At 66.7% G+C, this 26,112-nt stretch carries 25 protein-coding genes and 1 tRNA gene; 14 read left to right on the top strand and 12 right to left on the bottom strand.

Annotation, left to right across the window (positions count from 1 at the left end; genetic code table 11):
• Nucleotides 1-6: 6 nt before the first annotated feature.
• The 7 genes from dusB to hflX all read left to right on the top strand — a co-directional run bounded on the left by dusB (nt 7) and on the right by hflX (nt 9,113).
• The gene (gene dusB, locus ACFX59_RS07505) at nt 7-1,008 is read left to right on the top strand and encodes a tRNA dihydrouridine synthase DusB (RefSeq protein ID WP_387431121.1); all 1,002 of its coding nucleotides are present in this window, start codon (nt 7-9) and stop codon (nt 1,006-1,008) included.
• Nucleotides 992-2,059 carry an ATP-binding protein gene (locus ACFX59_RS07500; RefSeq protein ID WP_354292984.1) on the top strand — a complete coding sequence of 356 codons (1,068 nt, stop codon included), beginning with the start codon at nt 992-994 and terminating at the stop codon, nt 2,057-2,059. Before dusB ends, ACFX59_RS07500 begins: the two co-directional genes overlap by 17 nt.
• The gene (gene ntrC, locus ACFX59_RS07495) at nt 2,056-3,507 is read left to right on the top strand and encodes a nitrogen regulation protein NR(I) (RefSeq protein ID WP_387431119.1); all 1,452 of its coding nucleotides are present in this window, start codon (nt 2,056-2,058) and stop codon (nt 3,505-3,507) included. The genes ACFX59_RS07500 and ntrC overlap by 4 nt, the downstream gene beginning before the upstream one ends.
• Before the next feature lie 52 nt (nt 3,508-3,559).
• On the top strand, nt 3,560-5,806 hold the full coding sequence (locus ACFX59_RS07490) for an ATP-binding protein (RefSeq protein WP_387431117.1): 2,247 nt from the start codon (nt 3,560-3,562) through the stop codon (nt 5,804-5,806).
• 7 nt (nt 5,807-5,813) lie between these two features.
• Nucleotides 5,814-7,190, top strand: coding sequence for a sigma-54 dependent transcriptional regulator (locus ACFX59_RS07485; protein WP_307098786.1), 1,377 nt, complete (start codon nt 5,814-5,816; stop codon nt 7,188-7,190).
• 142 nt (nt 7,191-7,332) lie between these two features.
• Nucleotides 7,333-7,824, top strand: coding sequence for an RNA chaperone Hfq (gene hfq, locus ACFX59_RS07480; RefSeq protein ID WP_387431205.1), 492 nt, complete (start codon nt 7,333-7,335; stop codon nt 7,822-7,824).
• Nucleotides 7,821-9,113 carry a GTPase HflX gene (hflX, locus tag ACFX59_RS07475; protein ID WP_387431113.1) on the top strand — a complete coding sequence of 431 codons (1,293 nt, stop codon included), beginning with the start codon at nt 7,821-7,823 and terminating at the stop codon, nt 9,111-9,113. The genes hfq and hflX overlap by 4 nt, the downstream gene beginning before the upstream one ends.
• Here hflX and mazG read toward each other — a convergent pair.
• From mazG to radA, 10 genes are all read right to left on the bottom strand, one after another.
• Nucleotides 9,094-9,837: a nucleoside triphosphate pyrophosphohydrolase gene (gene mazG, locus ACFX59_RS07470; RefSeq protein WP_387431111.1), complete on the bottom strand. Its 744-nt coding sequence runs from the start codon at nt 9,835-9,837 to the stop codon at nt 9,094-9,096. The genes hflX and mazG overlap by 20 nt on opposite strands.
• A gap of 40 nt (nt 9,838-9,877) precedes the next feature.
• The gene (locus ACFX59_RS07465) at nt 9,878-10,453 is read right to left on the bottom strand and encodes a TIGR02281 family clan AA aspartic protease (protein ID WP_387431108.1); all 576 of its coding nucleotides are present in this window, start codon (nt 10,451-10,453) and stop codon (nt 9,878-9,880) included.
• Nucleotides 10,450-11,214, bottom strand: a complete 765-nt coding sequence (locus tag ACFX59_RS07460; protein ID WP_387431105.1) for an MBL fold metallo-hydrolase — start codon at nt 11,212-11,214, stop codon at nt 10,450-10,452. The genes ACFX59_RS07465 and ACFX59_RS07460 overlap by 4 nt, the downstream gene beginning before the upstream one ends.
• Nucleotides 11,211-11,984, bottom strand: a complete 774-nt coding sequence (locus tag ACFX59_RS07455) for a TatD family hydrolase (RefSeq protein ID WP_309695469.1) — start codon at nt 11,982-11,984, stop codon at nt 11,211-11,213. Before ACFX59_RS07455 ends, ACFX59_RS07460 begins: the two co-directional genes overlap by 4 nt.
• Complete coding sequence (gene metG / locus ACFX59_RS07450) at nt 11,984-13,540, bottom strand: methionine--tRNA ligase (RefSeq protein ID WP_387431102.1); 1,557 nt, start codon at nt 13,538-13,540, stop codon at nt 11,984-11,986. Before metG ends, ACFX59_RS07455 begins: the two co-directional genes overlap by 1 nt.
• Before the next feature lie 45 nt (nt 13,541-13,585).
• Nucleotides 13,586-13,915: a DUF423 domain-containing protein gene (locus ACFX59_RS07445; protein ID WP_387431100.1), complete on the bottom strand. Its 330-nt coding sequence runs from the start codon at nt 13,913-13,915 to the stop codon at nt 13,586-13,588.
• 2 nt (nt 13,916-13,917) lie between these two features.
• Nucleotides 13,918-15,666 carry a cation:proton antiporter gene (locus ACFX59_RS07440; RefSeq protein WP_387431098.1) on the bottom strand — a complete coding sequence of 583 codons (1,749 nt, stop codon included), beginning with the start codon at nt 15,664-15,666 and terminating at the stop codon, nt 13,918-13,920.
• On the bottom strand, nt 15,666-16,097 hold the full coding sequence (locus tag ACFX59_RS07435; RefSeq protein WP_387431095.1) for an iron-sulfur cluster assembly scaffold protein: 432 nt from the start codon (nt 16,095-16,097) through the stop codon (nt 15,666-15,668). The genes ACFX59_RS07440 and ACFX59_RS07435 overlap by 1 nt, the downstream gene beginning before the upstream one ends.
• Nucleotides 16,094-16,648 (bottom strand): CvpA family protein, encoded by a 555-nt coding sequence (locus ACFX59_RS07430; protein ID WP_307098809.1) that lies wholly within the window; start codon nt 16,646-16,648, stop codon nt 16,094-16,096. Before ACFX59_RS07430 ends, ACFX59_RS07435 begins: the two co-directional genes overlap by 4 nt.
• 98 nt (nt 16,649-16,746) lie before the next feature.
• Entirely contained in the window at nt 16,747-18,120 is a 1,374-nt protein-coding gene (gene radA, locus ACFX59_RS07425) for a DNA repair protein RadA (RefSeq protein ID WP_354292996.1), read from the bottom strand.
• Between the two features lie 97 nt (nt 18,121-18,217).
• Here radA and ACFX59_RS07420 point away from each other — a divergent pair, with 97 nt between their 5' ends.
• A complete protein-coding gene (locus ACFX59_RS07420) occupies nt 18,218-19,363 on the top strand; it encodes a glycosyltransferase family 4 protein (RefSeq protein WP_387431092.1) in 1,146 nt (381 codons plus the stop codon).
• Nucleotides 19,364-19,366: 3 nt separating this feature from the next.
• Here the strand turns inward: ACFX59_RS07420 and ACFX59_RS07415 are convergent, their stop codons facing one another.
• Together ACFX59_RS07415 and ACFX59_RS07410 are read right to left on the bottom strand one after the other, a co-directional pair.
• Nucleotides 19,367-19,657 carry a DUF2218 domain-containing protein gene (locus ACFX59_RS07415; RefSeq protein WP_307098813.1) on the bottom strand — a complete coding sequence of 97 codons (291 nt, stop codon included), beginning with the start codon at nt 19,655-19,657 and terminating at the stop codon, nt 19,367-19,369.
• Nucleotides 19,654-20,268 (bottom strand): PadR family transcriptional regulator, encoded by a 615-nt coding sequence (locus ACFX59_RS07410; RefSeq protein WP_387431090.1) that lies wholly within the window; start codon nt 20,266-20,268, stop codon nt 19,654-19,656. The genes ACFX59_RS07415 and ACFX59_RS07410 overlap by 4 nt, the downstream gene beginning before the upstream one ends.
• Nucleotides 20,269-20,384: 116 nt before the next feature.
• Here ACFX59_RS07410 and ACFX59_RS07405 point away from each other — a divergent pair, with 116 nt between their 5' ends.
• From ACFX59_RS07405 to ACFX59_RS07380, 6 genes are all read left to right on the top strand, one after another.
• Nucleotides 20,385-21,719, top strand: coding sequence for a replication-associated recombination protein A (locus ACFX59_RS07405; RefSeq protein ID WP_387431088.1), 1,335 nt, complete (start codon nt 20,385-20,387; stop codon nt 21,717-21,719).
• The gene (locus tag ACFX59_RS07400) at nt 21,709-22,563 is read left to right on the top strand and encodes a hypothetical protein (RefSeq protein ID WP_387431086.1); all 855 of its coding nucleotides are present in this window, start codon (nt 21,709-21,711) and stop codon (nt 22,561-22,563) included. The genes ACFX59_RS07405 and ACFX59_RS07400 overlap by 11 nt, the downstream gene beginning before the upstream one ends.
• 19 nt (nt 22,564-22,582) lie before the next feature.
• Nucleotides 22,583-22,657: transfer RNA gene (locus ACFX59_RS07395), tRNA-Thr, on the top strand.
• A gap of 53 nt (nt 22,658-22,710) precedes the next feature.
• Complete coding sequence (locus tag ACFX59_RS07390; RefSeq protein WP_307098819.1) at nt 22,711-23,406, top strand: endonuclease/exonuclease/phosphatase family protein; 696 nt, start codon at nt 22,711-22,713, stop codon at nt 23,404-23,406.
• Nucleotides 23,406-25,688 (top strand): patatin-like protein, encoded by a 2,283-nt coding sequence (locus ACFX59_RS07385; protein ID WP_387431083.1) that lies wholly within the window; start codon nt 23,406-23,408, stop codon nt 25,686-25,688. The genes ACFX59_RS07390 and ACFX59_RS07385 overlap by 1 nt, the downstream gene beginning before the upstream one ends.
• Before the next feature lie 99 nt (nt 25,689-25,787).
• Nucleotides 25,788-26,108 (top strand): hypothetical protein, encoded by a 321-nt coding sequence (locus ACFX59_RS07380; protein ID WP_307098822.1) that lies wholly within the window; start codon nt 25,788-25,790, stop codon nt 26,106-26,108.
• Nucleotides 26,109-26,112 lie beyond the last annotated feature (4 nt).

The raw sequence follows: 26,112 nt of genomic DNA, 5'->3' as shown, positions 1-26,112 counted from the left end.
AGTTTGATGCGTAACCTCGCCCCCATTCAGGTCGGTCCCGTCACGATCGACAGCCCCGTCGTCCTCGCGCCCATGACGGGCGTGACCGATATGCCGTTCCGCACGCTCGTCCGCCGCTACGGCTCGGGGCTGAACGTCACCGAGATGATCGCCAGCCAGGCCGCGATCCGGGAGACGCGTCAGTCGATCCAGAAGGCTGCCTGGCACCCCCTCGAAGAGCCGGTGTCGATGCAGCTGGTCGGCTGCACCCCGCTGGAGATGGGTGAGGCCGCCAAGCTCAATGCGGATCGCGGCGCGGCGATCATCGACATCAATATGGGCTGTCCGGTGCGCAAGGTCGTCAACGGCGATGCCGGCTCGGCGCTGATGCGCGACCTGAAGCTGGCGTCCGCGATCATCGAGGCGACGGTGAAGGCGGTCGACGTGCCCGTCACGCTGAAGATGCGGATGGGCTGGTGCCATGACAGCCTGAATGCCCCCGAACTCGCGCGTATCGCCGAGGATATCGGGGTGAAGATGATCACGGTCCATGGCCGTACCCGCAACCAGATGTACAAGGGCAGCGCCGACTGGGCGTTCATCCGCAACGTCAAGGACGCGGTCAGCATCCCGGTGATCGCCAATGGCGACATCTGTTCGATCGACGATGCCGATGCGGCGCTGGACCAGTCGGGCGCGGACGGCATCATGATCGGGCGCGGTGCCTATGGCCGTCCGTGGCTGCTGGGCCAGGTGATGCACTGGTTCGCCACCGGCGAGCGTCGCGCCGATCCGCCGCTGGACGAGCAATATCGTGCGGTTACCGAACATTATGACGCGATGCTCGAGCATTATGGCACCGAGACCGGCGTCAACATGGCCCGCAAGCATATCGGCTGGTACACGCGCGGGCTGCATGGCTCGGCCGATTTCCGCAACAAGGTGAACCAGGAGGCGAGCGCCGACCGGGTCAAGGCGATGCTGTACGACTTCTACATGCCGCAGATTGAGCTTGCCGCCGCTGCCTGAGCCGACCCGCCATGGCCGACCGGGTTTCGCCGCGCTGTTCGGGGCGCTGCCCGTGGCTGTGGTGGTGGTCGATCCCGACAATCGCATCGCCCATGCCAATGGCCTGGCCGAGCAAATGCTCAACCTGTCCGAGCGGGTGATGGTCGGACAGCCGGTCGAGGCGATACTCCCCCCGCCGGACGCGCCGCGCAGCCGCGATGGCCATGGCTTTGCCGTGTACGATACCGAGATCGCGATGCCGCGCGGTCCCAAGATCCGGGTCGATTTCGTCGAGGCGCAAATTCCCGACCATCCCGGCTGGCGCGCCATCACGCTGCACAGCGCCGGCCCTTCCCGGCGGCTGGGCCATGCGTCGGAGCGCGGCGCGGGTGCGCGCGCGGCGGTCGGGGCAGCGGCGATGCTCGCGCACGAGATCAAGAACCCGCTGTCGGGGATACGCGGTGCCGCGCAGCTGCTGAACGGCGGGGAGTTGACCACCCTGATCACCACCGAGGTCGATCGCATCGCCGCGCTGATCGATCGGATGCAGGATTTCAGCGATACCCGGCCGTTGCCGCTGGTACCGGAAAATATCTATCCGCTGCTCGCCCATGCGCGCAGCGTCGCGCTCGCCGGGTTCGCCAGGGGCATCCAGATCGAGGAACGGTTCGATCCCTCGCTGCCGCCCGCGCGGATCAACCGGGACGCCCTTCTCCAGATCGTCATCAACCTGCTGAAGAATGCGCGGGAGGCTGTCCGATCGGTGCGCAACCCGCGGATTATCCTGACCACCGCCTATCGACACGGCATGTCGGTCAGCACCGGCGAAGGGCAATCGCGCCTGCCGCTCCCGATCGAAATCTGCGTGATCGACAATGGCCCCGGTGCCCCGTCCGATATCGCCGACCATCTGTTCGACCCGTTCGTGTCGGGGCGTCGTGAGGGGCAGGGGCTGGGGCTGGCGCTGGTCGACAAGCTGGTCCGCGACATGAGCGGGATCGTCCAATATGCCAGAGAGGGTACACCGGAAATGACCGTGCTGCGTCTATTGCTGCCAAGGGCACGGGCATGAGCCATGTCCTGGTCGTCGATGACGACGCCGCGATCAGGACCGTCGTCGGGCAGGCGCTTCGCCGCGCCGGACATGAGGTGACAGCGGTCGAGACGCTGGCCCGGCTCGATCGCGTGCTGACCGGCGGTGCCCCCGACGTGCTGGTGACCGATGTGATCCTGCCCGATGGGGACGGGATCGATCATATCCGCAGCGTCGCGGCGCGCTTTCCGGCCCTGCCGATCATTATCCTGTCCGCGCAGAACACCCTGACCACCGCCGTGCGCGCGGCGGAGGTCGGCGCCTATGAATATCTGCCCAAGCCCTTCGATCTCGATGCGCTGACCAATGCGGTGGCCGGGGCGCTGGCGCGCGGCGGCGTGCTGGTCGAGGACGGGCTGGGCGAGGACGACCGCGCGCTGCCGCTGATCGGGCGGTCGCAGGCGATGCAGAGCGTGTATCGGATCATCGCCCGCGTCGTGGCCACCGACCTGACCGTCCTGATCTCCGGCGAGTCGGGCACGGGCAAGGAACTGGTCGCGCGCGCCATCCATGATCTCGGCCCGCGCCGCCAGGCCCCCTTCGTCGCGATCAACATGGCGGCGATCCCGCGCGAGTTGATCGAGGCGGAGTTGTTCGGCCATGAACGCGGCGCCTTTACCGGCGCGGCACAGCGCAATGCCGGTCGCTTCGAGCAGGCGGCGGGCGGCACGCTGTTCCTGGACGAGATCGGCGACATGCCGATGGAGGCGCAGACCCGGCTGCTCCGCGTGCTGCAATCGGGCGAGTTCACCACGGTCGGCGGTGCGCGGACGATCCGCACCGATGTTCGGATCGTGGCCGCCACCAATCGCGATCTCAGCCAGCAGGTGACCTCGGGCCAGTTCCGCGAGGATTTGTTCTACCGGCTCAACGTCGTGCCGATCACCCTGCCGTCCCTGCGGGAGCGGCGGCAGGATATTCCCTTGCTCGCCCGGCATTTCCTGGAGAATGCGGCGGCTCAGGGGCTGCCCCGGCGCAAGGTCGATGCCCATGCCCTTGACGTGCTGGTCGCGCATGACTGGCCGGGCAATGTCCGCGAGCTGGAAAATCTGATGCGGCGGCTGGCCGTGCTGGCGCGCGACGAGGTGATCGATGCCGAGGCGGTACGCGGGATGCTGGGCGAGGCGCCGCCGACCCTGGCCGCTGGCGGCGCGCCATCGGACGGCGATCTGGCGGCGGCCGTCCGCACCTATCTGGCCCGGCTCGCTTCGGAACGCCCGGCGGCATTGGACGACGGCACGCTTTATGATCGCGTCATTAGCGAGGTCGAGCGCCCGTTGATCGAGGCGATGCTGGCGCGCCATGGCGGCAACCAGCTTCGCACCGCTCGAGCGATGGGGATCAACCGCAATACCTTGCGCAAGCGGCTCGATACCCTGCGAATTGCCGTGGGAAGCGAGGACGAGGGGCTCGAACCGGCCGCGTGATTTTTTGGAATTGTGGCTTGCAGGACACGCTCGACGTTGTACGATTGCAACGATGTTGGCGTTCCTGAAGCCTGCTGGTCCTGCCGAAACGCCGCGATCCCGCTTCGCGGTGACCCCGGCGATCGAGCTGGCGGTGATCGTCGGCGCGGTTGCGATCGCGATCGGGACCTATTGGTTTATCGCCCGACAGCATGATGCGCAGGGACTGATCGCACCGCCGGTCATTGCGGGCCTGCTCGCGCTTAACCTGGTGCCGGGCATCCTGCTGCTGATGCTGCTGGGGCGACGCGTGGCGATGCGCCGGGCGGCGGAATCGGCCGTTGGCGGGGGCGGGCGGCTGCACGTCCGGCTGGTCGCGATCTTCTCGCTGACCGCCAGCGTTCCGATCCTGCTGACCGTCGTCACCGCATCGATGATGTTCCAGTCTTCGGCCGAATTCTGGATTTCCGATCGCGCCCGCAAGGCGTTCGGTGACGCGATGGATATCGCGCGCCAGTCGCAGCAGCAGATCATCAACCGCTGGATCCTCGCCGGGCGCGCCATGTCGAAGGACCTGGGGCGCAACTTGCCCTTGCTTCGCGAAAATCCGCGCGATTTCCACAATTATATGGCGCAGCAGACGATCGTGCGCGACCTGGAGGAGGCGGTCCTCTTTTCCTACGACCCCAAACAAGGGTTCAAATTCTACGATTTCTTCAACCAGCCCTCCGACGCCAGCTTTCGCAATCTGGTGACGCCCGATGTGATCGGACAGGCGGGGCGTTCGGACCAGCCGGTCGGCGGTGCCAACGAACAGCGCGTCTGGGTCGTCACGCCCTTGCCCGACAGCGGTAATGTCATGCTCTATGTCGGGACCAGCGTGAACGCGGCCTTTCTCAGTCAACAGCATTTCGCGGCCGAGGATGTGGTCGATGGCTATCGCGCGCTACAAGGCCGGGCGCGGTCGCTCCAACTGAAGTTCAACCTGGCGCTGCTCGCCGTCGCATTGCTGATCGTGGGGATCGCGGTGTGGATCGCGCTGGCGGTGGCCGACCGGCTGGTTCGGCCGGTCGGCGAGCTGGTCGATGCCGCACGCCGGATCGCGGGCGGCGACCTGACCGCGCGCGTGCCCGATCCCCGGACCCGTGACGAAGTCGGTACGCTGGCCAATGCCTTCAACCAGATGACCGGCCAGCTCGAGCAGCAGAACACCGAACTGGTGACCGCCAATGCGCAGCTGCACAATCGCCGTGCGCTGATCGAGGCGGTGATGGCGGGCGTGTCGGCAGGCGTCGTCGCGGTCGGGCGCGATCGGCAAGTGCGGATCGCCAATAATTCGGCCGACCTGCTGCTGGGTGCGGACCAGGGCGGGCTGGTGGGGCGCAAGCTCGGCGATGTCGCGCCCGAACTGGACGAGCTGCTCGATCAGGGGCGGCGCGAGGCGACGGTACAGGTGGCCTTGCACGGCGACATGCGGACACTGGCGGTGCGGATCGCGCAGACCGCGGACGGCCCCATCCTCACCTTCGACGACATCACCCAGCAGCTCCTCGACCAGCGCCGCGCCGCCTGGTCCGACGTCGCGCGCCGGATCGCGCACGAGATCAAGAACCCGCTGACCCCGATCCAGCTCGCCGCCGAGCGGCTCCAGCGCCGCTATGGCAAGGTGATCGATCCGGAGGACCAGACCTTCGGCCGCCTGACCGAGACGATCGTCCGCCAGGTCGGCGACCTGCGCCGCATGGTCGACGAATTCTCGTCCTTCGCGCGAATGCCCAAGCCGGTTTTCCGCGAAGAGGCCATTGCCGACATCTGCGCGCAGGCGATGTTCCTGCACGAAGTGGCGCATCCCGACGTGACGTTCGAGATCGTGCAGGACGACCCCGCCCCGACGCTCGTCTGCGACCGTCGCCAGATGAGCCAGGCGCTGACCAACATCGTCAAGAATGCGGTCGAAGCCATTGAGGGCAGGCCGGAAGGGGCCAAGGGCGGCAAGGTGGTGATGACCGTCGGCCAGCAAGCGAGCATGGTCACGATCACCGTCGCCGATAACGGCGTCGGCCTGCCGCCCGAGCGCGATCGCATCATCGAACCCTATATGACGACCCGCGCGCGGGGCACCGGCCTGGGTCTGGCAATCGTCAACAAGATCATCGAGGAACATGCCGGCACGATCGGCTTTTCCGACAATCCGACCGGCGGCACCATCGTTTCGATGATGTTCGACGCCGGAGCCCTCGCCGCACTGGATCAGGGGGGCGCCGAACCCGAACTGGCTGGGGAGGGCCAGCTCACCGCTTTGACTCGTACCCGGACGTAAAGACACCATGGCTTTGGACATTCTCGTCGTCGATGACGAACTTGATATCCGCGAACTGGTCGCGGGCGTGCTGGAGGACGAAGGCTATGACGCCCGCGTCGCCGCCGACAGCGATTCCGCGCTGGAAGCGATGGCGGTGCGGCGGCCTTCGCTGGTCCTGCTCGACGTGTGGCTCCAGGGATCGAAGCTCGACGGACTGGAATTGCTCGACGAAATCAAGCGGCGCGATCCGTCGATCCCGGTGCTCGTGATCTCCGGCCATGGCAATCTCGACACCGCCGTTGCCGCGATCCGCAAGGGGGCTGCGGACTTCATCGAAAAGCCGTTCGAGGCCGAACGCCTGTTGCTGATGGTCGGTCGCGCGACCGAGACCGAGCGGCTGCGGCGTGAGAACGCCTCGCTGCGTGCCAGTGTCGGACGCGAGAACGACCTGACCGGATCGTCCAGCGCGATCAACGGCATCCGCGCCACCCTGAAGCGCGTCGCCGCGACGGGCAGCCGGGTGCTGATCATGGGCGCGGCGGGTGTCGGCAAGGAGGTCGCCGCGCGCCTCCTCCATGGCTGGAGCAACCGCGTCGACGCGCCCTTCGTCGTGGTCAGCGCCGCCCGGATGACGCCCGAGCGGGTCGAGGAGGAGCTGTTCGGGGTGGAGGAGGGGGGTGACCTCGTCCGGACAGGCCTTCTCGAACAGGCGCATGGCGGCACGCTGTTTCTCGACGAGATCGCCGACATGCCGATCGCGACCCAGGCGCGCATCCTGCGCGTCCTGACCGATCAGAGCTTCACGCGGGTCGGCGGTACGCGCGTCGTCAAGGTCGATGTCCGCGTCGTATCCGCCACCGCGCGCGATCTGACCCAGGAAATCGCCGAGGGACGTTTCCGCGAAGACCTTTACTACCGGCTCAACGTGGTGCCGGTGACGATCCCCTCGCTGGCGGAGCGGCGCGAGGACATTCCTCCGCTGGTCGAGCATTTCATGGCGCATTACGCGTCCGAGCGGCGCGTACGCACGCCCGAGATCGCACCCGATGCGATGGTCGCCATGCAATCCTATGATTGGCCGGGCAATGTCCGCCAGCTGCGCAACGTCGTCGAACGCACCATCATCCTGGCACCGGGCGATCGGCTTGCCAGGATCGACCTCGACCTGCTGCCCGCCGAAGTGCTGGGCGAGGGGGCCGATATGGGTGGCGGGGGCGCCACCGCCATCATGGGGGCACCGCTCCGCGAGGCGAGGGAAAGTTTCGAGCGCGAATATCTGCGCGTTCAGATCCGGCGCTTCTCGGGCAATATTTCACGCACCGCCAGCTTCATCGGAATGGAGCGCTCGGCGCTTCATCGCAAGCTGAAGCTGCTCGGGATCAGCGAGACGCGCGAGGATTGATCGGTGCCGGGTGTCCGCCCCCTCTGGACGAATGCCCGGCGAGACCATAGATACTCGAGGCGTTCGGCGCACGGGCGCGGTTCCGACGCCGGGAAACGGCGCAATTCGCGGGCACGGACCCGCCAAGAACAAGGGCTTCCCCATGGCCGACAAAGCGGGTTCGCTTCAGGACCTCTTCCTCAATGCACTGCGCCGCTCCAAGGCGCCGGTCACCATGTTCCTCGTCAAGGGCGTCAAGCTGCAGGGCATCGTGACGTGGTTCGACAACTTCTCGGTCCTCCTGCGTCGCGATGGTCAGTCGCAGCTGATCTACAAGCATGCCATCTCCACCATCATGCCCTCGGGCCCGCTGGACGTGGCCGCCATCGTCGACGGCGTGAACGAACAGCAGCGCAAGACCCCGCTTTTGCAGGAAATTTTCCTGAACGCGGTGCGCAAGTCCGAAGACCCCGTCACCATGTTCCTGATCAACGGCGTGATGCTGCAGGGCCAGATTGCGGGCTTCGACCTGTTCTGCATGTTGCTTCAGCGTGAGGGCATGGCGCAGCTCGTCTACAAGCATGCGGTTTCCACCATTCAGCCCGCACGGCCGCTGAACCTGGCGGAAGAGCAGGCGGGATCGGCCGAGGATTGAGCACCGGTTTCGATCGCGATCGCGGCGAATTCGCGCGTGGTGCCCGGACCGTCATCGTCCTGCCCGACCAGGGCGATGCCGCCCGTGACGCCGATGCGCGCCTGGACGAAACTGCCGGGCTTGCCATGGCGATCGGCTTGGACGTGGTCGAACGGATCGCGCTACGCGTTCGGGCACCGAAACCCGCTACCCTGATCGGCAGCGGTCAGGTCGAGCAGGTCGCGCAGCAGGTCCGCATGGAGGATGCGCAGCTTGTCGTGTTCGACGGCGCGCTGACGCCTGTGCAGCAGCGCAACCTCGAAACCGCGCTGGAGGCCAAGGTCATCGACCGCACCGGCCTGATCCTTGAAATCTTCGGGGAACGGGCCGCGACCGCCGAAGGGCGATTGCAGGTCGAACTCGCCCATCTGGACTATCAGGCGGGGCGGCTGGTTCGCAGCTGGACCCATTTGGAGCGTCAGCGCGGCGGCTTCGGCTTTCTTGGCGGCCCCGGTGAGACGCAGATCGAAGCCGATCGGCGGATGATCCGCGATCGCATGGCACGGTTGCGGCGCGAACTCGATCAGGTCAGCCGGACGCGCGGGCTCCACCGCGACCGACGCCAGCGCGCGCCCTGGCCGGTGATCGCGCTGGTCGGGTATACCAATGCCGGAAAATCGACGCTTTTCAATCGACTGACCGGCGCTCATGTCATGGCGAAGGATCTGCTCTTCGCCACGCTGGATCCGACCTTGCGCCAGATCCAGTTGCCCGGCATCGACAAGGCAATCCTGTCCGACACGGTGGGTTTCGTGTCCGATCTGCCGACCCAGCTGGTAGCCGCATTCAAGGCGACGCTGGAGGAAGTGGTGTCGGCCGACCTGCTGATCCATGTCCGCGACATCGCGCATCCCGATTCCGAAGCGCAGCGCACCGATGTGGAGGCGGTGCTGACCGAGATCGGTGTCGATCCCGAAACGCCTCGGTTCGAGGCGTGGAACAAGGTCGATCTGGTCGAGGGCGATCTACGCGAAGACCTGCTGACCGAGGCCGCGCGACGGCCGAATATCGTCGCCTTGTCGGCGATGACGGGCGAGGGGGTCGATGACCTGATCGAGCAGGTCGCAGCGGCTCTGACCTCCGGCCACCGCCGCTACCGCGTCACGCTGGACGCGGGCGACGGGGCGGGGGCGGCTTGGCTGCACGCGCATGGCGAGGTGCTGGATCAGACGATCGAGGATGACGAAGCCGTTTACGACGTGCGGTTATCGGAGGCAGATTACGACCGCTTTACCCGCCGCGTTCCTTGACGCTCTGCCAAAGAGCTTCCTTGCCTGCGAGGTCGAGTGCAGCGAAACCGTCGCCCGCCTCGGCCTCCATGGCACGGAAGCGGCACTCGAACTTGCGGTTGCCGGCGCGAAGGGCGGCTTCGGGATCGACGCCATGGTGGCGCGCCCAGTTGACGACGGCGAACAGCAGGTCGCCAAATTCCTCTTCCAGCGTGTCGGGCGTGGCTTCGGCAATTTCCTGAAGCTCTTCGTCGATCTTGGCGCGCGGCCCCTCGGCATCCGGCCAGTCGAAGCCGACCCGCGCCGCACGATTCTGCAATTTCTCGGCGCGCATCAGGGCCGGAAGGCCTAGCGCCACGCCGTCCAGCGTTCCCTCGGCGGCCCTGGAGCGGCGTTCCTCCGCCTTGATCTGCTCCCACAGGTAATGGCCGCCCGAGGCCGCGTTGCCGAAGATATGGGGATGACGCCGCTCCATCTTGTCGCTGATCGCGGCCACGACATCGGCAAAGGTGAAATGCCCCTGATCCTGCGCGATCTGCGCATGAAACACGACCTGGAGCAGCAGGTCGCCCAGTTCGTCCTTGAGCTCGGCCATGTCGCCACGGGCGATCGCATCGGCGACTTCATGCGCTTCCTCGATCGTGTATGGAGCGATGCTTTCAAAACTCTGCGCCACGTCCCATTCGCAACCGGACTGGGGATCGCGTAGGCGTTTCATGATGGTCAGCAGCCGTTCGACAGCCATATATCCTCGCGTATGATAATACGTATTATGTAAAAATAGGTCAGTCTTGCGGGTTGAGTACCAAGGTCCCCCTGTCGACTTTCCACCCCTTCAAACGCCGCAGGACGTTCATGCCGATCACGTCCTGATCGCCAAAGGCTGGCGAAACGACGGCACCGACATCGTCCAGCGCAATCGCTCCGATCTCCAACTCCCGGATCGTCGCATGGTCAGCGGTGATCGTGCCATTGGCGGTATCGATTATCCGCGGAAACGGGCTTTCCTTCAGGTCGAGCCCCGCCGCCTTGGCAGTCGCGACCGATAGCGCCGTCGTGGTCGCGCCGCTGTCGACAAGCATGCGACGCGGAACGCCGTTGATGCGCGCCATGACCCAGAAATGACCGTCCTTGGCCACGGGAATATGCACCGAGCCTTGTGGTGCAGCAGCGCCCGGCCAGAGAGCGGCCAAACGGTCGCGCTGGGCCAAGATCAGAAAGCCGATGCCGAAAATGGCGATCCAGGCCAGAGCCATTTGCAAGGTTCGGCGCAGCGGGATACGCCGCGCGGCCAAGGCACTGAGCGCGAAAAGCAGGATCAGGCCAAAATAGACGAGGTCCGCGGCCCGATCGGCAGTCACGGGATCAGGTCCATGCCGTCATAGGCGGGCTCCACCCCATCGGGCAGTTCCCGGCGCAAGGTCGCATAATCCATCGACTGATCCATATGGATCAGCACGCTCTGCCTTGGCCGCAGCATCGCGATCCAGTCCAGCACCGATGGCAGGTCGGCATGGGCAGGATGCGGATGGCGGCGTAGCGCATCGACGATCCAGATATCCAGATCGCGGTAAAGCGCGGCCATCTCCGGCGTCAATTCATGGAAATCCGTGGCATAGCCGATGCTCTTGCCATCGCATTCGAACCGGAAACCCGCCGAACGGGTTCGCCCGTGCGGCTGATCCACGGTGCGGATATGAATGTCGCCGATCGTCAGGCTGTCGCCCAGCTCGGTCATTGTCGCGGTCGGCGGATAGCCGGTCTTGCCGTGAAAGACATAGCCGAAGCGGTTTTCGAGCGATGCGGCGGTTGCCGGCCGGGCATAGCCGCTCACCGGCTCGCCCAGGGCATGGAAGATCTGCCGCAGGTCATCGATACCATGGCAATGATCGGCATGGTCGTGGGTCCACAGGACCGCATCGACCGTGGCGACATTCGCGGCCAGCAACTGCTCGCGCATGTCGGGGCCGGTATCGATCAGAATGCGGGTATCGCCATGCTCGACCAGCGCGGCCATACGCATCCGCCGGTTGCGCGGCTCGGCGGGATCACATGCGCCCCAGTCGTTGCCGATCCGGGGCACGCCCGACGATGTACCGCACCCCAGGATGCGAAGCTTCATGCGCGCGTCTTCGAAAACAAACGATGAAAATTCTCGGCAGTAGCGCGGGTCAGATCCTCGAAGGATTCCCCGCGCAGATCGGCCAGGAATTGCGCGGTGTCGGCCACGAAGGACGGCTCCCCCGTCTTGCCCCGATGCGGTACCGGCGCCAGGAAGGGCGCGTCCGTCTCGATCAGCAGACGGTCGAGCGGCAGCCGCGCAGCCGTCTGTTGCAGATCCTTGGCATTCTTGAAGGTTACGATGCCCGAGATCGAGATATAAAAGCCCAATGCCAATGCCCTGTCGGCAAAATCTCCACTCGCCGTGAAGCAGTGGATTACCCCGGGATAGGCCCCCTTCCCCATCTCGTCGGCCAGGATTTCGGCGGTGTCGTCCTCCGCTTCGCGGGTGTGGACGACAAGCGGCAGGCCGGTTTCGCGACAGGCGGCGATATGCGCGCGAAAGCTCGCCTGCTGGCGCGCGCGGTCGCTATGGTCGTAGAAATAGTCCAGCCCGCTTTCGCCGATGCCGACGACGCGCGGATGCGCCGCCCGCTCGATCAGCTTGGCGGTATCGATATGGGGATGCGCATCGGCCTCGTGCGGATGGATGCCGACCGTCGCCCAGACGTCGGGCTCGCGCTCGGCAGTGGCGATGACGGCATCCCATTCGTTCTCCCGCGTGGAGATGTTGAGCATCGCGGTCACGCCGCGGTCGCGTGCGCGCGCCAGTACCGCCTGATCCTCCGCCAGCCCCTTATAGTTGAGGTGGCAATGGCTGTCGGCAAGCATCAGGCGTCCGCCTCGGCCGGGATTTCCAGCCGCGGAAAGGCTGGGGACGGCGGGGACAGCGGCACGCCATTGGCGGCACGGCGAGCATACCACCCGTCATCATCGATCGCGGCATGATCGCGCTCGTCCGCGCCCAGCGTATCGAGCACCAGCCCCGCCCCGCGCGGCGTAACAGGCAGGATGGCGATCGCCAGCATCCGGATCGCGCGGACCAGCGTGCCCAGCACGGCGTGCATCCGCTCCGGATCGGTCTTGCGCAACGACCAGGGCGCCTGCACGTCGATATACTGGTTGCAGGTATGGACGCCGCGCATCCACGCCTCGATCCCCTGGCTCAGCGCCAGATCATCAAATGCGGTCTTCAGCGCGGCGCAGGCGACGACCACCTCTTCCAGCAAGACGGCATCGGCCGGATCGCTCCGCCCCGCCTCGGGCAAGGCGCCGCCCAGATTCTTGGCGATGAACGACAGGGTGCGTTGCGCCAGATTGCCGAAGCTGTTGGCCAGTTCCGCGTTCACGCGGGTCACGATCGCCTCGGCCGAGTAGGAACCGTCCTGCCCGAAGCTGACCTCGCGCAGGAAGAAATACCGCAGCGCATCGACGCCGAAGGCATCGGCGAGACCCATCGGATCGACCACGTTGCCGACCGACTTCGACATCTTCTCGCCCCGGTGGAGCAGGAAGCCATGGCCGAACACCGATTGCGGCAGCGGCAGGTCCGCCGACATCAGGAAGGCAGGCCAGTAGACGGTGTGGAACCGCACGATGTCCTTGCCGATCAGGTGCAGATTGGCGGGCCAGAAACGCGCCAGTTCGCTGTCCTTGTCGGGATAGCCGGTGCCGGTCAGGTAATTGGTCAGCGCGTCGACCCAGACATACATGACGTGGCCGGGGCTGTCGGGCACCGGCACCCCCCAGTCGAAGCTGGTGCGCGAGACCGACAGGTCGGACAGCCCGCCCTCGACGAAGCGCATCACCTCGTTCCGGCGGCTTTCGGGGCGGATGAAATCGGGATTGTCGCGATACAGGTCGAGCAGCGGCTGCTGATATTTGGACAGGCGGAAGAACCAGGTCTCCTCCGCCGTCCATTCCACCGGCGTGCCCTGCGGCGACAGCTTGGTGCCGTCGTCGCCGACGGTCAGTTCGCTCTCGTCGTAAAAGGCCTCGTCGCGAACCGAATACCAGCCTTCGTAGCGATCGAAATACAGATCGCCCTTGTCCTGCATCGCCTTCCAGATCGCCTGGCTCGCGGCATAGTGATCGGCGTCGACGGTGCGGATGAACCGGTCATAGGAAATGTCAAGACGATCCGCCATGACATGGAAATGACTGGACATTTCGTCGGCGAACTCACGCGTCGAAATGCCGCGCGCACGCGCCGCCTGTGCCATTTTCAGGCCATGCTCGTCGGTGCCCGTCTGGAACAGAACGTCGCGCCCCGCCTGACGTTGAAAGCGGGCGATGACGTCGGCGGCGACCATCTCATAGGCATGGCCGATATGCGGACGGCCATTGGGATAGTGGATCGCGGTGGTGATATAGAATGGATCGGCCATGGCTGGTCCCTAGAACATCGCCTCGCGCAGGTGAAGCCGCCGCGTTCAGCCGCGCAAGGTCCAGGCGAACCAGAGCCATCCGCCGATCAGGACCGTTCCCCCGATCGGCGTGACCGCCCCCAGCCAGCGCGGCGCGCCAAAGGCCATGGCATAAAGCGTGCCGGCAAAGATCGCCGCCCCGATCACGAAAGCCCATGCCACCCCGCGCGCCTCGAAGCGCATGGCGACCAGAGCGGCGACGGCATGGATCAGTTGATATTGGCCGCCGGTGCGCAGCCACTCGACGGCCGCGCCCTCGGCCCGGTGCGCCCCGAAGGCCCCCGCCGCAATGGCAATCGCGCCCGACAGCGCCGCCAATATCGCCACCAATCCCATGGTCAGCCCTTCCGTTCGTCCTGCGTGATGATCCGGTCGTTCGCCGCGCGCAGATCGCCCGCCTCGGCCTGGGCGGCGAGTCGTTCCTTGTCGCGCGCGCGATACATCGCCTCGACCCGTTCGATCTCCGCCTCGCCGACATCGAGACTGCCCAACGCCAGCCGCGCCATCTTGACCGCGGACTCCAGCACCTCGCGGACCACGTAGGCGGCCGGGCCGCCCTTCAGCCGCAGCACCGCCCGCCGATCATAGGCGCGGACGAACAGCGCCGCATTCGGGAAGGCGGCATGGACGCTTTCCAGCAGATCGAGCGTGATCTGGTCGTCGTCGAGGCAGAACAGGATCAGCTCGGCCTCTGCCGCGCCCGCCTGGCGCAACAGGTCGAGTCGGGTGCCGTCGCCATAATAGACCTTGGCGCCGAACGAGGCGGCGATGTCGATCATCTCGATATCGCGGTCGATCAGCGTGACGGGAATGTCGCTGGCGATCAGCATCTGCGCGACCGTCTGGCCAAAGCGCCCATAACCGACGATCAGGGCGTTGGCACCGTCGGTCACCGGCCCCTGGCGCTCACCGCCTCGGGTAATGACTGGTTCCTCGCGAATGCTGCGCGTCGCACGCATCAGGAACGGCGTGGTCGCCATCGACAGGGTGATGATCGCGCCGAACAGGCTCGCCGCCTCGGGCGCGATCAGATAGCCCTGCTGGGCCTGGGCGAACAGCACGAAGCCGAACTCGCCGCCCTGGCTCATCAGCAGGCCCAGCGCGAGCGCGGAGCGCCAGTTCATCCGGAACGCCAGACCGATCAGCGCGATGACCCCGGTCTTGGTCGCGATCAACGCCAGCGCCATGACCGCGACGAAGACGGGCCGCTGGGCGATGGCGGGCAGATCGAGCATCATGCCGACCGCCAGGAAGAACAGGCCGAGCAGGATCGAGCGGAAGGGCTCGACATCGGCCTCCAGCTCGTGCCGGTACGGGCTGTCGGCCAGCATCACGCCCGCGATAAAGGCCCCCAGCGCGGTCGACAGGCCCAGCATCTCCATCACCGCCGCGCTGGCGATGACGGTAAAGAGGCCCGCAAAGACGAACATCTCGCGTTCGCCCATATTGCCGATCAGGCGGAAGAGCGGGCGCAGCAAGAAGCGCCCCGCCACGATCAGCCCGATGATCGCGCCGACCGTTTCAAGCGCGAGGATCCAGCCAGGCGGCCCGGTATGATCGGCGGGATTGCGCGACATGGCCGCGACGATGGTGATCAGCGGGACGATCGACAGATCCTGAAACAACAGGATCGAGAAGGCCCGCTCGCCAAAGGGTGTCCGCAACCGCCCCGAGGACTGGAGCATCGGCAGCACCTGCGCGGTCGATGACAAGGCGAGCGGCAGGCCCAGCGCCAGCGCCGCCTCCAGCGAGAAATGGGCGAGCAGAACGATACCGCTGATCGCCAGCCCGCAGGCGGCGACCTGGAGCAACCCCAGTCCGAAAATCTCGTGCTTCATCCGCCACAACCGGGCGGGGTTGAGCTCCAGCCCGACGATGAACAGGAGAAGCGTGATGCCGATCTCGGCAATGCCCAGCTTCGACTCGGCGTCGCCGACCAGCCCCAGGACATGCGGACCGACGACCGCGCCCGCGACCAGATAACCCAGCGTCGCGCCGAGCCCCAGTCGGCGGAAGATCAGAACGAAAGCGAGACCGAAGCCGAACAGGATCGCGCCGTCACGGATCAGCGAGACCTCGCCATGCATCAGCGCCGCGCTCCCGCTTCCTGCGCGGCCTCGGCGGCGGCCTCGAAGGCCAGCCGGATCGAGGGGTGGCGCGCGGTATAGGGCAAGGCGGGGGCAAAGACGTCGAGCCCCGGCCAGTCGGGCACCTCCCCCTGCCCGCTCGCCAGCCAGTCGGTCAGGCGATCGCGGGCGGCCGCGAGTTCGGACGGGGTGCGCCCCACGACATGGCCTGCCAGCAATGCCGAGGATGCCTGACCCAGCGCACAGGCACGGACCAGCATCCCCACCTCGCTCACCCGCCCGTCCTCGTCCAGATTGACGTCGACGGTGACCCGGCTGCCGCAAATGGGCGAGCGGCGCTCGACACTGGCCATCGGGTCGGCCAGGCGGCGGTCATGCGGGATGGCCGTGGTCAGCCGCAGGATCTCGGCATTGTAGAGGGGGGCGGTCATGACGGCGTCTCGCTGTTAGAGGCGGCGGGCGGGGTGGGCGCGCCGAAGACGGGAAGCCCGCGACGGCGGCGATCGACGAAATCGGCGATCCCGGCGCTGGTGGCGTTGAGCAGCTTGTAGGTCCGGCTCTTGACCATCCAGTCGGGTCGCCGGGCGGGACCACCGCTGACCGTATCGACCATCAGAGCGACGACCAGGAAGACGAGGCTGGCCAGGATCAGCCCCTTGAGCGCGCCGAAGCCGAAGCCCAGCGCCCGGTCGACCGGCCCCAGCACCGAGGTCCGCGTGCGCTGTCCGATTGCCCGCGCGACCAGCCGCCCGCCGAGATAGGTGACGCCGACGATCAAGGCGAAGGCCAGCACCGCCGCGCCCGATACGGTGCCAACCACGCCGGTCAGGGTCTGGGCCAGCGGAATATGGAACAGCTTCAACGCGGCGACCATTGCGACCCAGGCGAACAGCGCCAGCACCTCGGTCACGAAACCGCGCAGGAAACCCTGGATCGCCGCGCCGAACACCGCGATAAGGACAAGAATATCAAGGGCCGTCAACGCCTGGTGTCCAACTCTTCAACCCATCCGTCATGCGCCCGGCGGGAATGCCATGTCCGCCCGGCTGGCGGGGACAGGCGGGGCGACACCTCCCCTCGCTACCCCCGGCCCAGCATATGGTCAACGAACTCGGCCAAGGTTCGAAAGCCGGTCATCGCCAATCCGCCCTCGTCCCCGGCCATCGCACGCGGGAGCATGGCCTTTTCGAAGCCCAGCTTGCCCGCCTCCTTCAACCGCAGCGGGCCATGCGCGACCGAACGGATTTCGCCCGACAGCGCGATCTCGCCGAACACGATCGCGGTCGAGGGCACCGGACGCTCCGACAGCGCCGAAATGAGTGCGGCGGCGACCGCTAGGTCGGCAGCGGGGTCCTGCACGCGGTATCCTCCGGCGATGTTGAGATAGACCTCGGCCGAGGAGAAGCTGAGCCCGCACCGCGCCTCCAGCACCGCCAGGATCATCGCCAGCCGCCCGGAATCCCACCCCACGACCGCCCGGCGCGGCGTGGCGCCCGAGGCCAGGCGGACGGTCAAGGCCTGGATCTCGACCAGCACGGGCCGCGTCCCTTCCAGGGCGGGGAAGACGGTCGCGCCGGTCATCCCCTCCTCGCGATTGGTCAGGAACAGCGAGGACGGATTGCCGACCTCGGCCAGCCCCTCGGTCTGCATGGAAAAGACGCCGATCTCATCGGTGCCGCCGAAGCGGTTCTTGATCGCGCGCAGGATGCGATATTGGTGGCTCCGCTCGCCCTCGAAGGCCAGCACGGTGTCGACCATATGTTCGAGCACGCGCGGACCCGCGATCGATCCGTCCTTGGTGACATGCCCGACAAGCACGACGGCGGTGCCGCGCTCCTTGGCGAAGCGGATCAGTTCCTGACCCGAGGCGCGGACCTGGCTGACCGTGCCCGGCGCGCCTTCGATCAGGTCGGAATGCATGGTCTGGATCGAGTCGATGATAAGGAGCGCGGGCGGCGTGCCGATCGACAGGGTGGTCAGGATGTCGCGTACCGAGGTCGCCGCCGCGAGCCGGACGGGCGCCTGCCCCAGCCCCAGCCGCCGTGCTCGCAGCCGGACCTGATCCGCCGCTTCCTCGCCCGACACATAGGCGACCGGCCGCCCCGCCATTGCCAGCTTCGCCGCCGCCTGAAGCAGCAGCGTCGACTTGCCGATCCCCGGATCGCCGCCGATCAGCGTCGCCGACCCCTCCACGAAGCCGCCGCCGAGCGCCCGGTCGAGTTCCGCGATGCCGGTTGCCATCCGGTCGGGCAGCGGAATATCGGCGTCCAGCCCGACGAGCTGGATCGCCCGTCCGCCGCCCTGCAAATTATGCTTGGCGGCAAAGGGGGTCATCTGGACCGGCGCTTCCTCCAGCATGGTGTTCCATTCGGAACAGTCGGGGCATTGCCCCTGCCAGCGGGAGGATACCGATCCGCAGGATTGGCAGACATAACGCTTCTGGATCTTGGCCATGACGCCCATGTAGCGTCGGCGGAACGTAAATGGAACAGAGCGCAGCATGCGCGCGGGAGTGGTCATCCGGGCGTCACCCGGCTATGGGCAGGATTCCATGACCCCAGACCAGTTTCGTGTCGCCCTGTTCAGCGGCAACTATAATTACACGCGCGACGGCGCGAACCAGAGCCTGAACCTGCTCGTCGGCCATCTGCTCGCGCGCGGAGTCGCGGTGCGCGTCTATTCGCCGACCTCCTCGACCCCGGCCTTTCCGCCGGTGGGCGATCTGGTCGACGTGCCGTCGATCCCGATGCCGCTGCGTGCCGACTATAAGCTGGCGCGTGGCCTGCCCGCCAGCGTGCGCGCCGATCTGGAGGCGTTCGCGCCCAATATCGTCCATGTCTCCGCCCCCGAATTTCTGGGTCATGCGGCGGTGCGCTGGGCACGGGATAAGGGGGTCGCCTCGCTCGCATCGGTGCATACCCGGTTCGAGACCTATCCGGCCTATTACGGCCTCGGCTTTCTGGAACCGGCAATCATCCGGTTGCTCACCCGCTTCTACAACAAATTCGACCGCATCGTCGCCCCCAGCCCCAGCATGATCACCCTACTGCGCGGCTGGGGCGTGACGCCGCCGATGAGCATCTGGTCGCGCGGGATCGATCACGACCGTTTCCGCCCTTCGCGCCGCAGCCTGGAATGGCGTCGTTCGCTGGGCATCGGCGACGACGAGGTGGCGATCGGCTTCCTTGGTCGACTGGTCAAGGAAAAGGGCCTCGACGTCTTTGCCGAGGCGCTTGCCGAGTTGCGCCGCCGGGGCGTGCCGCACAAGGTGCTGGTCGTGGGCAAGGGCCCCGCGCAGGACTGGTTCGCCAAGGCGACGCCCGATGCGATCTTCGCAGGCTATCAGACCGGAGACGATCTGGGCCGGGCCGTCGCGTCGATGGACATCTTCTTCAACCCCAGCGTGACCGAGACCTTCGGCAACGTCACGACCGAGGCGATGGCGGCGGGCGTGCCCGTGGTGGCGGCCAATGCCACCGGGGCGATGGACCTGGTGGTCGAGGGCGAGACCGGCCATCTGGTCGGCGCGCGCGACATCAACGGCTATGCCGACGCGTTGGAGCGGATCGCCACCGATCCCGACCTGCGCCGCCGGTACAGCGAGGCGGGCCAGGCCCGCGTTGCCGATTACCGGTGGGACAAGGTGAACGAGGCGGTAATCGACGCCTATCGCCTGCTGTTCGCCGAGCGGGCCTGACGCTCAGCCGTCGCGCCAGTCGAAGGTCAGCGGCGCCTCGCGAAAGGCGAAACGGTCGAGATGGCTCGATACCACTTCGCGCATCCGGGCCGTGTCGCCGTCTTCGGGCACGTGCAGCACGATGTCGAGCGTCTCGCTGGCCGCGCGCATCTCCAGCCGCGAGCCGTTGGGAAAGGTGATGGTCCCCTCTTCCGGGGTAAAGACCACCTCCATCTTGTGGCTCCAATGCTTGGCAAGCTGCTGGAGATAGCGGCTGGCCGACAGGGTCGGTACGCGGGTGACGGAGATGGTCATTTCAATCGCTCCACTTTCTGGGCCAGTTCGTCGATCATGGCGGTCACCTGGTGCAGCATGTCCTGCGAAACGTCGCCGCGTCCGAACCGCTCGCCCAGCGCAACGCGCAGATTGCCCATCGCCCGCCGGATCGGTGCCGAGTCAACCCGCTCGCGATGTTTGCCGAGCGCGCTCAGTCGGGCAATCAGCGCCTCGACCTGTTCGGCATGTTCGGCAAGATGCGCAAGCCCCGTATCGGTGGCGGCGAAGCGCTTCTTGGCACCCTGGGACTGCTGTTCCTCGATGAAGCCCATTTCGTCGAGCAGCGTGATCGTCGGATAGATGACGCCCGGACTGGGGGCATAGGCGCCGCCGGTCAGCGCCTCGATCGCGCGGATCAGATCATAGCCGTGGCGCGGTTCGTCCGCGATCAGCCTGAGCAGGACGAGGCGGAGTTCGCTGCCGTCAAACATGCGCGGACGACGCCCGCCGCCGGGACGCTCGCCCCCCATGAACCAGTCGCCGCCGCGCGGCCCCCGGAACATGCCTTCCCGATCGGGCGGCCCGAAATGCCACCGGCCGCGCGAGTGGCCATCGCCATGCTCGCCTCTGTGATGATGATGGTGTCGCATAAGTCTTCCTTGTTTCGATAGCATCAAGATATATCTTTGATCGGAAGCGTCAAGATGCTCTCCGATATATCTTCACGGAGAGGTGACGACCGCATTCTCATTTCCTACATGGAGGCATGGCCGATCTGTTCGCGGGCATGGACCCCGCCCCCTCTCCCGCCCCGCCCCCGACGAACGCGCCGCTCGCCGACCGTCTTCGCCCGGAGCGGTTGGAGGATGTCGTGGGGCAGGATCATCTGACCGGCCCCGGCGGGGCGATCGGACGGATGGTCGCGGCGGGGCGGTTGTCCTCGATGATCCTCTGGGGACCGCCGGGCACGGGCAAGACGACGATCGCACGCCTGCTCGCCGCCGCGGTGAACCTGCGCTACGCCGCAATCTCTGCGGTCTTTTCCGGCGTGGCCGAGCTCAAGAAGGTATTTGCGGAGGCGCGCGAGCATGCCCGGATGGGGCAGCGCACCTTGTTGTTCGTGGACGAGATCCACCGCTTCAACCGCGCGCAGCAGGACGGCTTCCTGCCCTTTGTCGAGGACGGCACGGTCACGCTGGTCGGCGCGACCACCGAGAACCCCTCCTTCGAGCTCAACGCCGCACTCCTCAGCCGCGCACAGGTACTGATCCTCCACCGGCTGGGACAATCCGCGCTCGAACAATTGCTGGAGCGAGCCGAGGCGGTGATGGAACGCCCCCTGCCCCTGCTGGACGGCGCGCGCGAAGCCCTGATCGCCAGTGCCGATGGCGATGGCCGTTTCCTGCTCAACCAGGCGGAGACGCTGTTCTCGGTCGACCTCCCGGAGCCGCTCGACGCCGCCGGGCTGTCATCCTTTCTCCAGCGCCGCGTGGCCGTCTACGACAAGGATCGCGAGGGGCATTACAACCTGATCTCCGCGCTGCACAAATCGATCCGGGGATCGGACCCGCAGGCGGCGCTCTATTATCTCGCCCGGATGCTGACCGCCGGAGAGGAGCCGCTCTACGTGCTCCGTCGGCTGACCCGAGCCGCGATCGAGGATATCGGCTTGGCCGACCCACAGGCACTGACCCAGTGCCTGGCGGCCAAGGATGCCTATGAGTTTCTGGGCTCGCCGGAGGGCGAGCTGGCGATCGTGCAGGCCTGTCTCTATTGCGCGACCGCGCCCAAATCCAATGCGGCCTACAAGGCACAGAAACAGGCTTGGCGGACCGCGAAGGAAACGGGATCGCTGATGCCGCCCGCCAATATCCTGAACGCGCCCACCAAGCTGATGAAGCAGATCGGATATGGCGCGGGCTATCAATATGACCATGACGCCGATGGCGGCTTTTCGGGGGCGAATTACTGGCCCGACGAACTGCCGCCCCAGCCCTTCTACGAACCATCCGGCCGTGGCCTGGAGAAGCGGATTGCCGAACGCATGGCCTGGTGGGACGAGCGGCGGCGCGCGCTCCAGGGCGGCGGCGATGAAGGCTGATCAATTTGCGGAGTTCGTCGCAATCGACTGGTCGGGGGCGCACGGCACGGCGCATTCCGGCATCCGGATGGCCCGCTGTGGTCTTGGCGACGCCGCGCCCGGCATCGTCGCGCCGCCGGGACGGGCCTGGTCGCGGGAGGGTATTGCAGCATGGCTGATCGCAAGGCGCCATGAACCGCTGCTGGTCGGTTTCGACTTCAGCTTCTCCGCCCCCTTTGTCGAGCGGGGCGCGCATCTTCCCGGCGATCCCGCTACGCCGGATGCCCGCGCGCTCTGGGCCCATGTCGAGCGGAGCTGCGACGATCCCGATCTGGGCGCGCGCAGCTTTCTCGAGGCGCGGCGGGGGCGGCATTTCTATCTCGGTGCCGCCGATGGGCGAAAGGCGGATTTTCTCCACTGGCGCCGCTGCGAGGTCGCGGTCGACGGCACCCGCAAACCCTCGACCGTCTATGACGCGATCGGCGCGTCGCAGGTCGCCAAAGCCAGCTTTTCGGGCATGCGCCTGCTGCACCGACTGGACGGACAGGTCGCCATCTGGCCGTTCGATCCCGTGCCGCCCGCCGGCATGACGGTGGTGGAAATCTATACCACGATCGCCGCGCGCGACGCCGGGCGGCCCCGGGGGCGTAGCAAGATGCGGAGCGCCGAGACATTGGATGCCGCACTGCTGCATCTCGGCAGCCGGACCCATGATCCCCTGGCCGTCTATGACGATCACAGCACCGATGCGATCCTGACCGCCGCATGGTTGCGCAAGGTCGCGGCGCGACCCGACTTGTGGCACCCGGCGGGGCTTACCCCGCAGATCGCGCAAACGGAGGGCTGGACCTTTGGCGTCGCTTGACGCTAGGGGGATCGGCAACGCCGGATTAGCACAGCGGTAGTGCAGCGGTTTTGTAAACCGAAGGTCGGGGGTTCGATCCCCTCATCCGGCACCACCTCCCAGACCCTGGGTGGCACCAAACGCCCCGCGCGGCGTTTCAGTCGCGAAATGATCAAGGTCGCGAGCTACAATATCCGCAAGGGGATCGGCGCCGACCGCCGCCGCAATCCCGACCGTATCCTCGACGTGTTGCGCGAGGTCGATGCCGACATCATCGCGTTGCAGGAAGCCGACCGTCGCTTCGGGGAGCGCGAGGGCGTGATCCCGCTCCATCTGCTCGACGAGCATAGCGCGTGGAAGCCCATCGTCTATGGCATGAAGGCGCGTTCGCTCGGCTGGCACGGCAATACAATCCTGGTGCGCAAGTCGACCGAGATCCTGGATTTCGAGGCGATCCACCTCCCCTCGCTGGAACCGCGCGGCGCGGTCATGGCCGATCTGCGCACGACGGCGGGGGTGTTGCGGGTGGTGGGGATGCATCTCGACCTGTCGGGGTTGTGGCGGCGGCGGCAGGCGGCGGCCATCATCTCGCATCTGACGAGTTGCATCGATCGCCATCCCACGGTGATGATGGGCGACCTCAACGAGTGGACGCGCGCCGCCGGCTGTCTGCGCGACTTCACGCGGGACTTTACCCTGGCCGAGACGGGGCCGAGCTTTCATGCCCGGCGGCCGATCGGGCGGCTGGACCGGATCATGGTATCGCCCGAATTGCGCATCGCCGATTGCGGCGTTCATGCCACGGCCACCTCGCGCAAGGCATCGGATCATCTGCCCATCTGGGCGATGATCGGACGGCATTGATGCGCGAGAAGGAATTGCGGCTGGCGCTGGTCTGCTATGGCGGGATCAGCCTAGCCGTCTATATGCACGGCATCACCAAGGAAATCTGGCGGGTGGTGCGCGCCAGCCGCGCCTCGCATGAAGGCGACGAACCCGCCTCGGCGGTCGATGCGGTCTATCACGATCTGCTGGACGAGATGGCGGCGCGCGGCGGCGTGCGGGTGCGTATCCTGGCCGACATCATCGCGGGGGCGAGCGCCGGGGGGATCAACGGCATCTTCCTGGGGCAGGCGCTGGCGACCGGCCAATCGCTCGATCCGCTGACCGACCTCTGGCTGGAGGCGGCGGACATCGAATCGCTGATCGCGCCCGAGGCGGCGCCGACCTCGCGCTTTTCCAAGATGTGGGCGATGCCGATCGCATGGATGGCGGCGGGCCGCAGCGGCGAGAAGCTCGACCTGCTGGACGAGGAAACGCGCGAGGAGGTGCGACGCAAGGTCGGTCATCTCATCCGCTCGCGCTGGTTCGAGCCGCCCTTCGCCGCCGATGCCTTCACCACCCGGCTGCTCGATGCGTTCGACCGGATGGCGGCGGCCCCGGCGGGCAAGCGCCTGCTTCCCCCCGGCCAGCCGCTCGACCTGTTCGTCACCGTCACCGATTTCACCGGCCAGCCCCAGCGGCTGCGGCTCCATTCGCCGGGCGAGGTGGTGGAGACCGAACATCGTATGGTGGTCGATTTCACCGACAGCGGCGGCGGCAGGCTGGCGGCCATCCCGGAACTGGTGTTCGCCGCGCGCGCGACGTCGAGCTTTCCCGGCGCATTCCCGCCCTTCATGGTCGGCGAGCTGGACCGGGTGCTCGAAAGCCGCGACCAGAGCTGGGACAGCCGCGACGCCTTCCTGCGCCGAGTCCTGCCGCGCCATCATGCGGCGGGGGCGGCGGACAAGGCGGTGCTGATCGACGGCTCGGTGCTGGTCAACGCGCCCTTCCGTCCCGCCATCGATGCGCTAGGTCGTCGCCCTGCCCGGCGGCAGGTGGATCGCCGCTTCGTCTATATCGATCCCTTTCCGGGTATGCATTTCCGCCTGCCCGGCGGCGGCGGCCATCCCGGCTTCTTCCAGACGATCATCGGCGCGATCAGCGAACTTCCCCGGCAACAGCCCATCCGGGACAATCTGGAGGCGATCGCTGCCCGCTCGGGGCGGATCGACCGGATGCAGGCGATCGTCGCCGCGATCCGCGAAGAGGTGGAGTTGGAGATCGAGCAGCTGTTCGGCGGCACCTTCTTCCTCGACCGCCCCACCGCCGCACGGCTGGCGTCCTGGCGTGTCCGCGCCCAGGCGGCCGCCGCCGCAAAGGCCGGGTTCAGCTATGCCGCCTATGGGCATCTGAAGGTCGCCAACGTCATCGACGCGCTGACAACGCTGCTGTCCGACGCCATTGGCGACGAAGGGCCGCAACAGCGTATCCGGCTGCGCGCGATGGTCGAGCGGACGATCGCGGCGCGCAGCGTCGAGGGCGACGCGATCTCCTTCACCGGCGGCCCGAGCAACGGTGCCAAGACCTTCCTGCGCGTCTTCGACCTGGGCTATCGCATCCGGCGACTGCGCCTGCTGGCGCGGCGGCTGACCGAGCTGGAGGCGGATCACAGCGAGGCCGAGCTCGCCCCGGTGCGCGACGCGATCTATGATTCGCTCGCCGACTATCTGGAACGCCAGCATGGCAGCGCGGATGCCATAGGGGCGGACGATCTCCGCAACATGCCCGACGATGGCGCGGCGCTGCTCGACCGGATCGCGGTACGGTTCGACCTGATCCGGCTGGATGGCGAGGCCGATGCACGGCTGGCGGCGGCCTTTGCCGGGCTCCCCCGCGTCGCTCGACGGACGCTGCTGCTGACCTATCTTGGCTTTCCCTATTTCGACGTGGCGACCCTGCCGCTGCTCCAGGGCGAAGGGCTGGACGAGTTCGATCCGATCAAGGTCGATCGCATCGCCCCCGATGATGCCACCGCGATCCGCTCGGGCGGCGCGGAGGCGACGTTGAAGGGAATCCAGTTCCTGACCTTCGGCGCGTTCTTCAGCCGCAGCTACCGCGAGAACGACTATCTCTGGGGCCGTCTGCACGGGGCGGAGCGGATGATCGACATCGCCATCTCCACCCTGCCCCCGACCATCCGGCTGAAGCCGGGTCGCGTCGCCGCGTTCAAGCGCCGGGCCTTCCTGGCGATCCTCGATGAGGAGGCGGCGCGGCTGACTGCGATCGCCCCGCTGATCGCCTCGCTTCGCCAGGAGATAGGCTGACAGGCTGGTCATGCCGGACCAACGCCGCTAGACCCGCCTCGCCAAGCGATGTCCGGTGCCGGTAGGGCGTTCGGACGAGAGAATGACGCGGAGAAGCGCATGCAGTTCCTGAAAATGCTGTTCTGGTGCCTGCTGGCCTTTCTGGCCGCGGCCTTCACGATCGGGAACTGGACGACCGTGCCGATCCGGCTGGTCGGCGGGCTGGTGGCCGACGTCAACCTGCCGCTTCTCCTGTTCCTGACCTTCCTGATGGGGCTGGTCCCGACGCTGATCTGGCAGCATGCGGCACGCTGGCGTCTTCGCCAGCGGCTGAGCGCGGCCGAGCGTTCGCTGGCCGCCGTCTCGGCGGAGACCGACGCCTATGCCGCCACCGGCCCGGTCGCCGCCCAGCCCATCGCCACCCCCCAGCCCATGGTCTGATCCC

Source organism: Sphingomonas sp. NCPPB 2930, assembly GCF_042867205.1.
Lineage (GTDB): Bacteria > Pseudomonadota > Alphaproteobacteria > Sphingomonadales > Sphingomonadaceae > Sphingomonas.
Note: the sequence above shows the minus strand (reverse complement) of the source record. Positions and strands in the feature narration are given on the sequence as shown.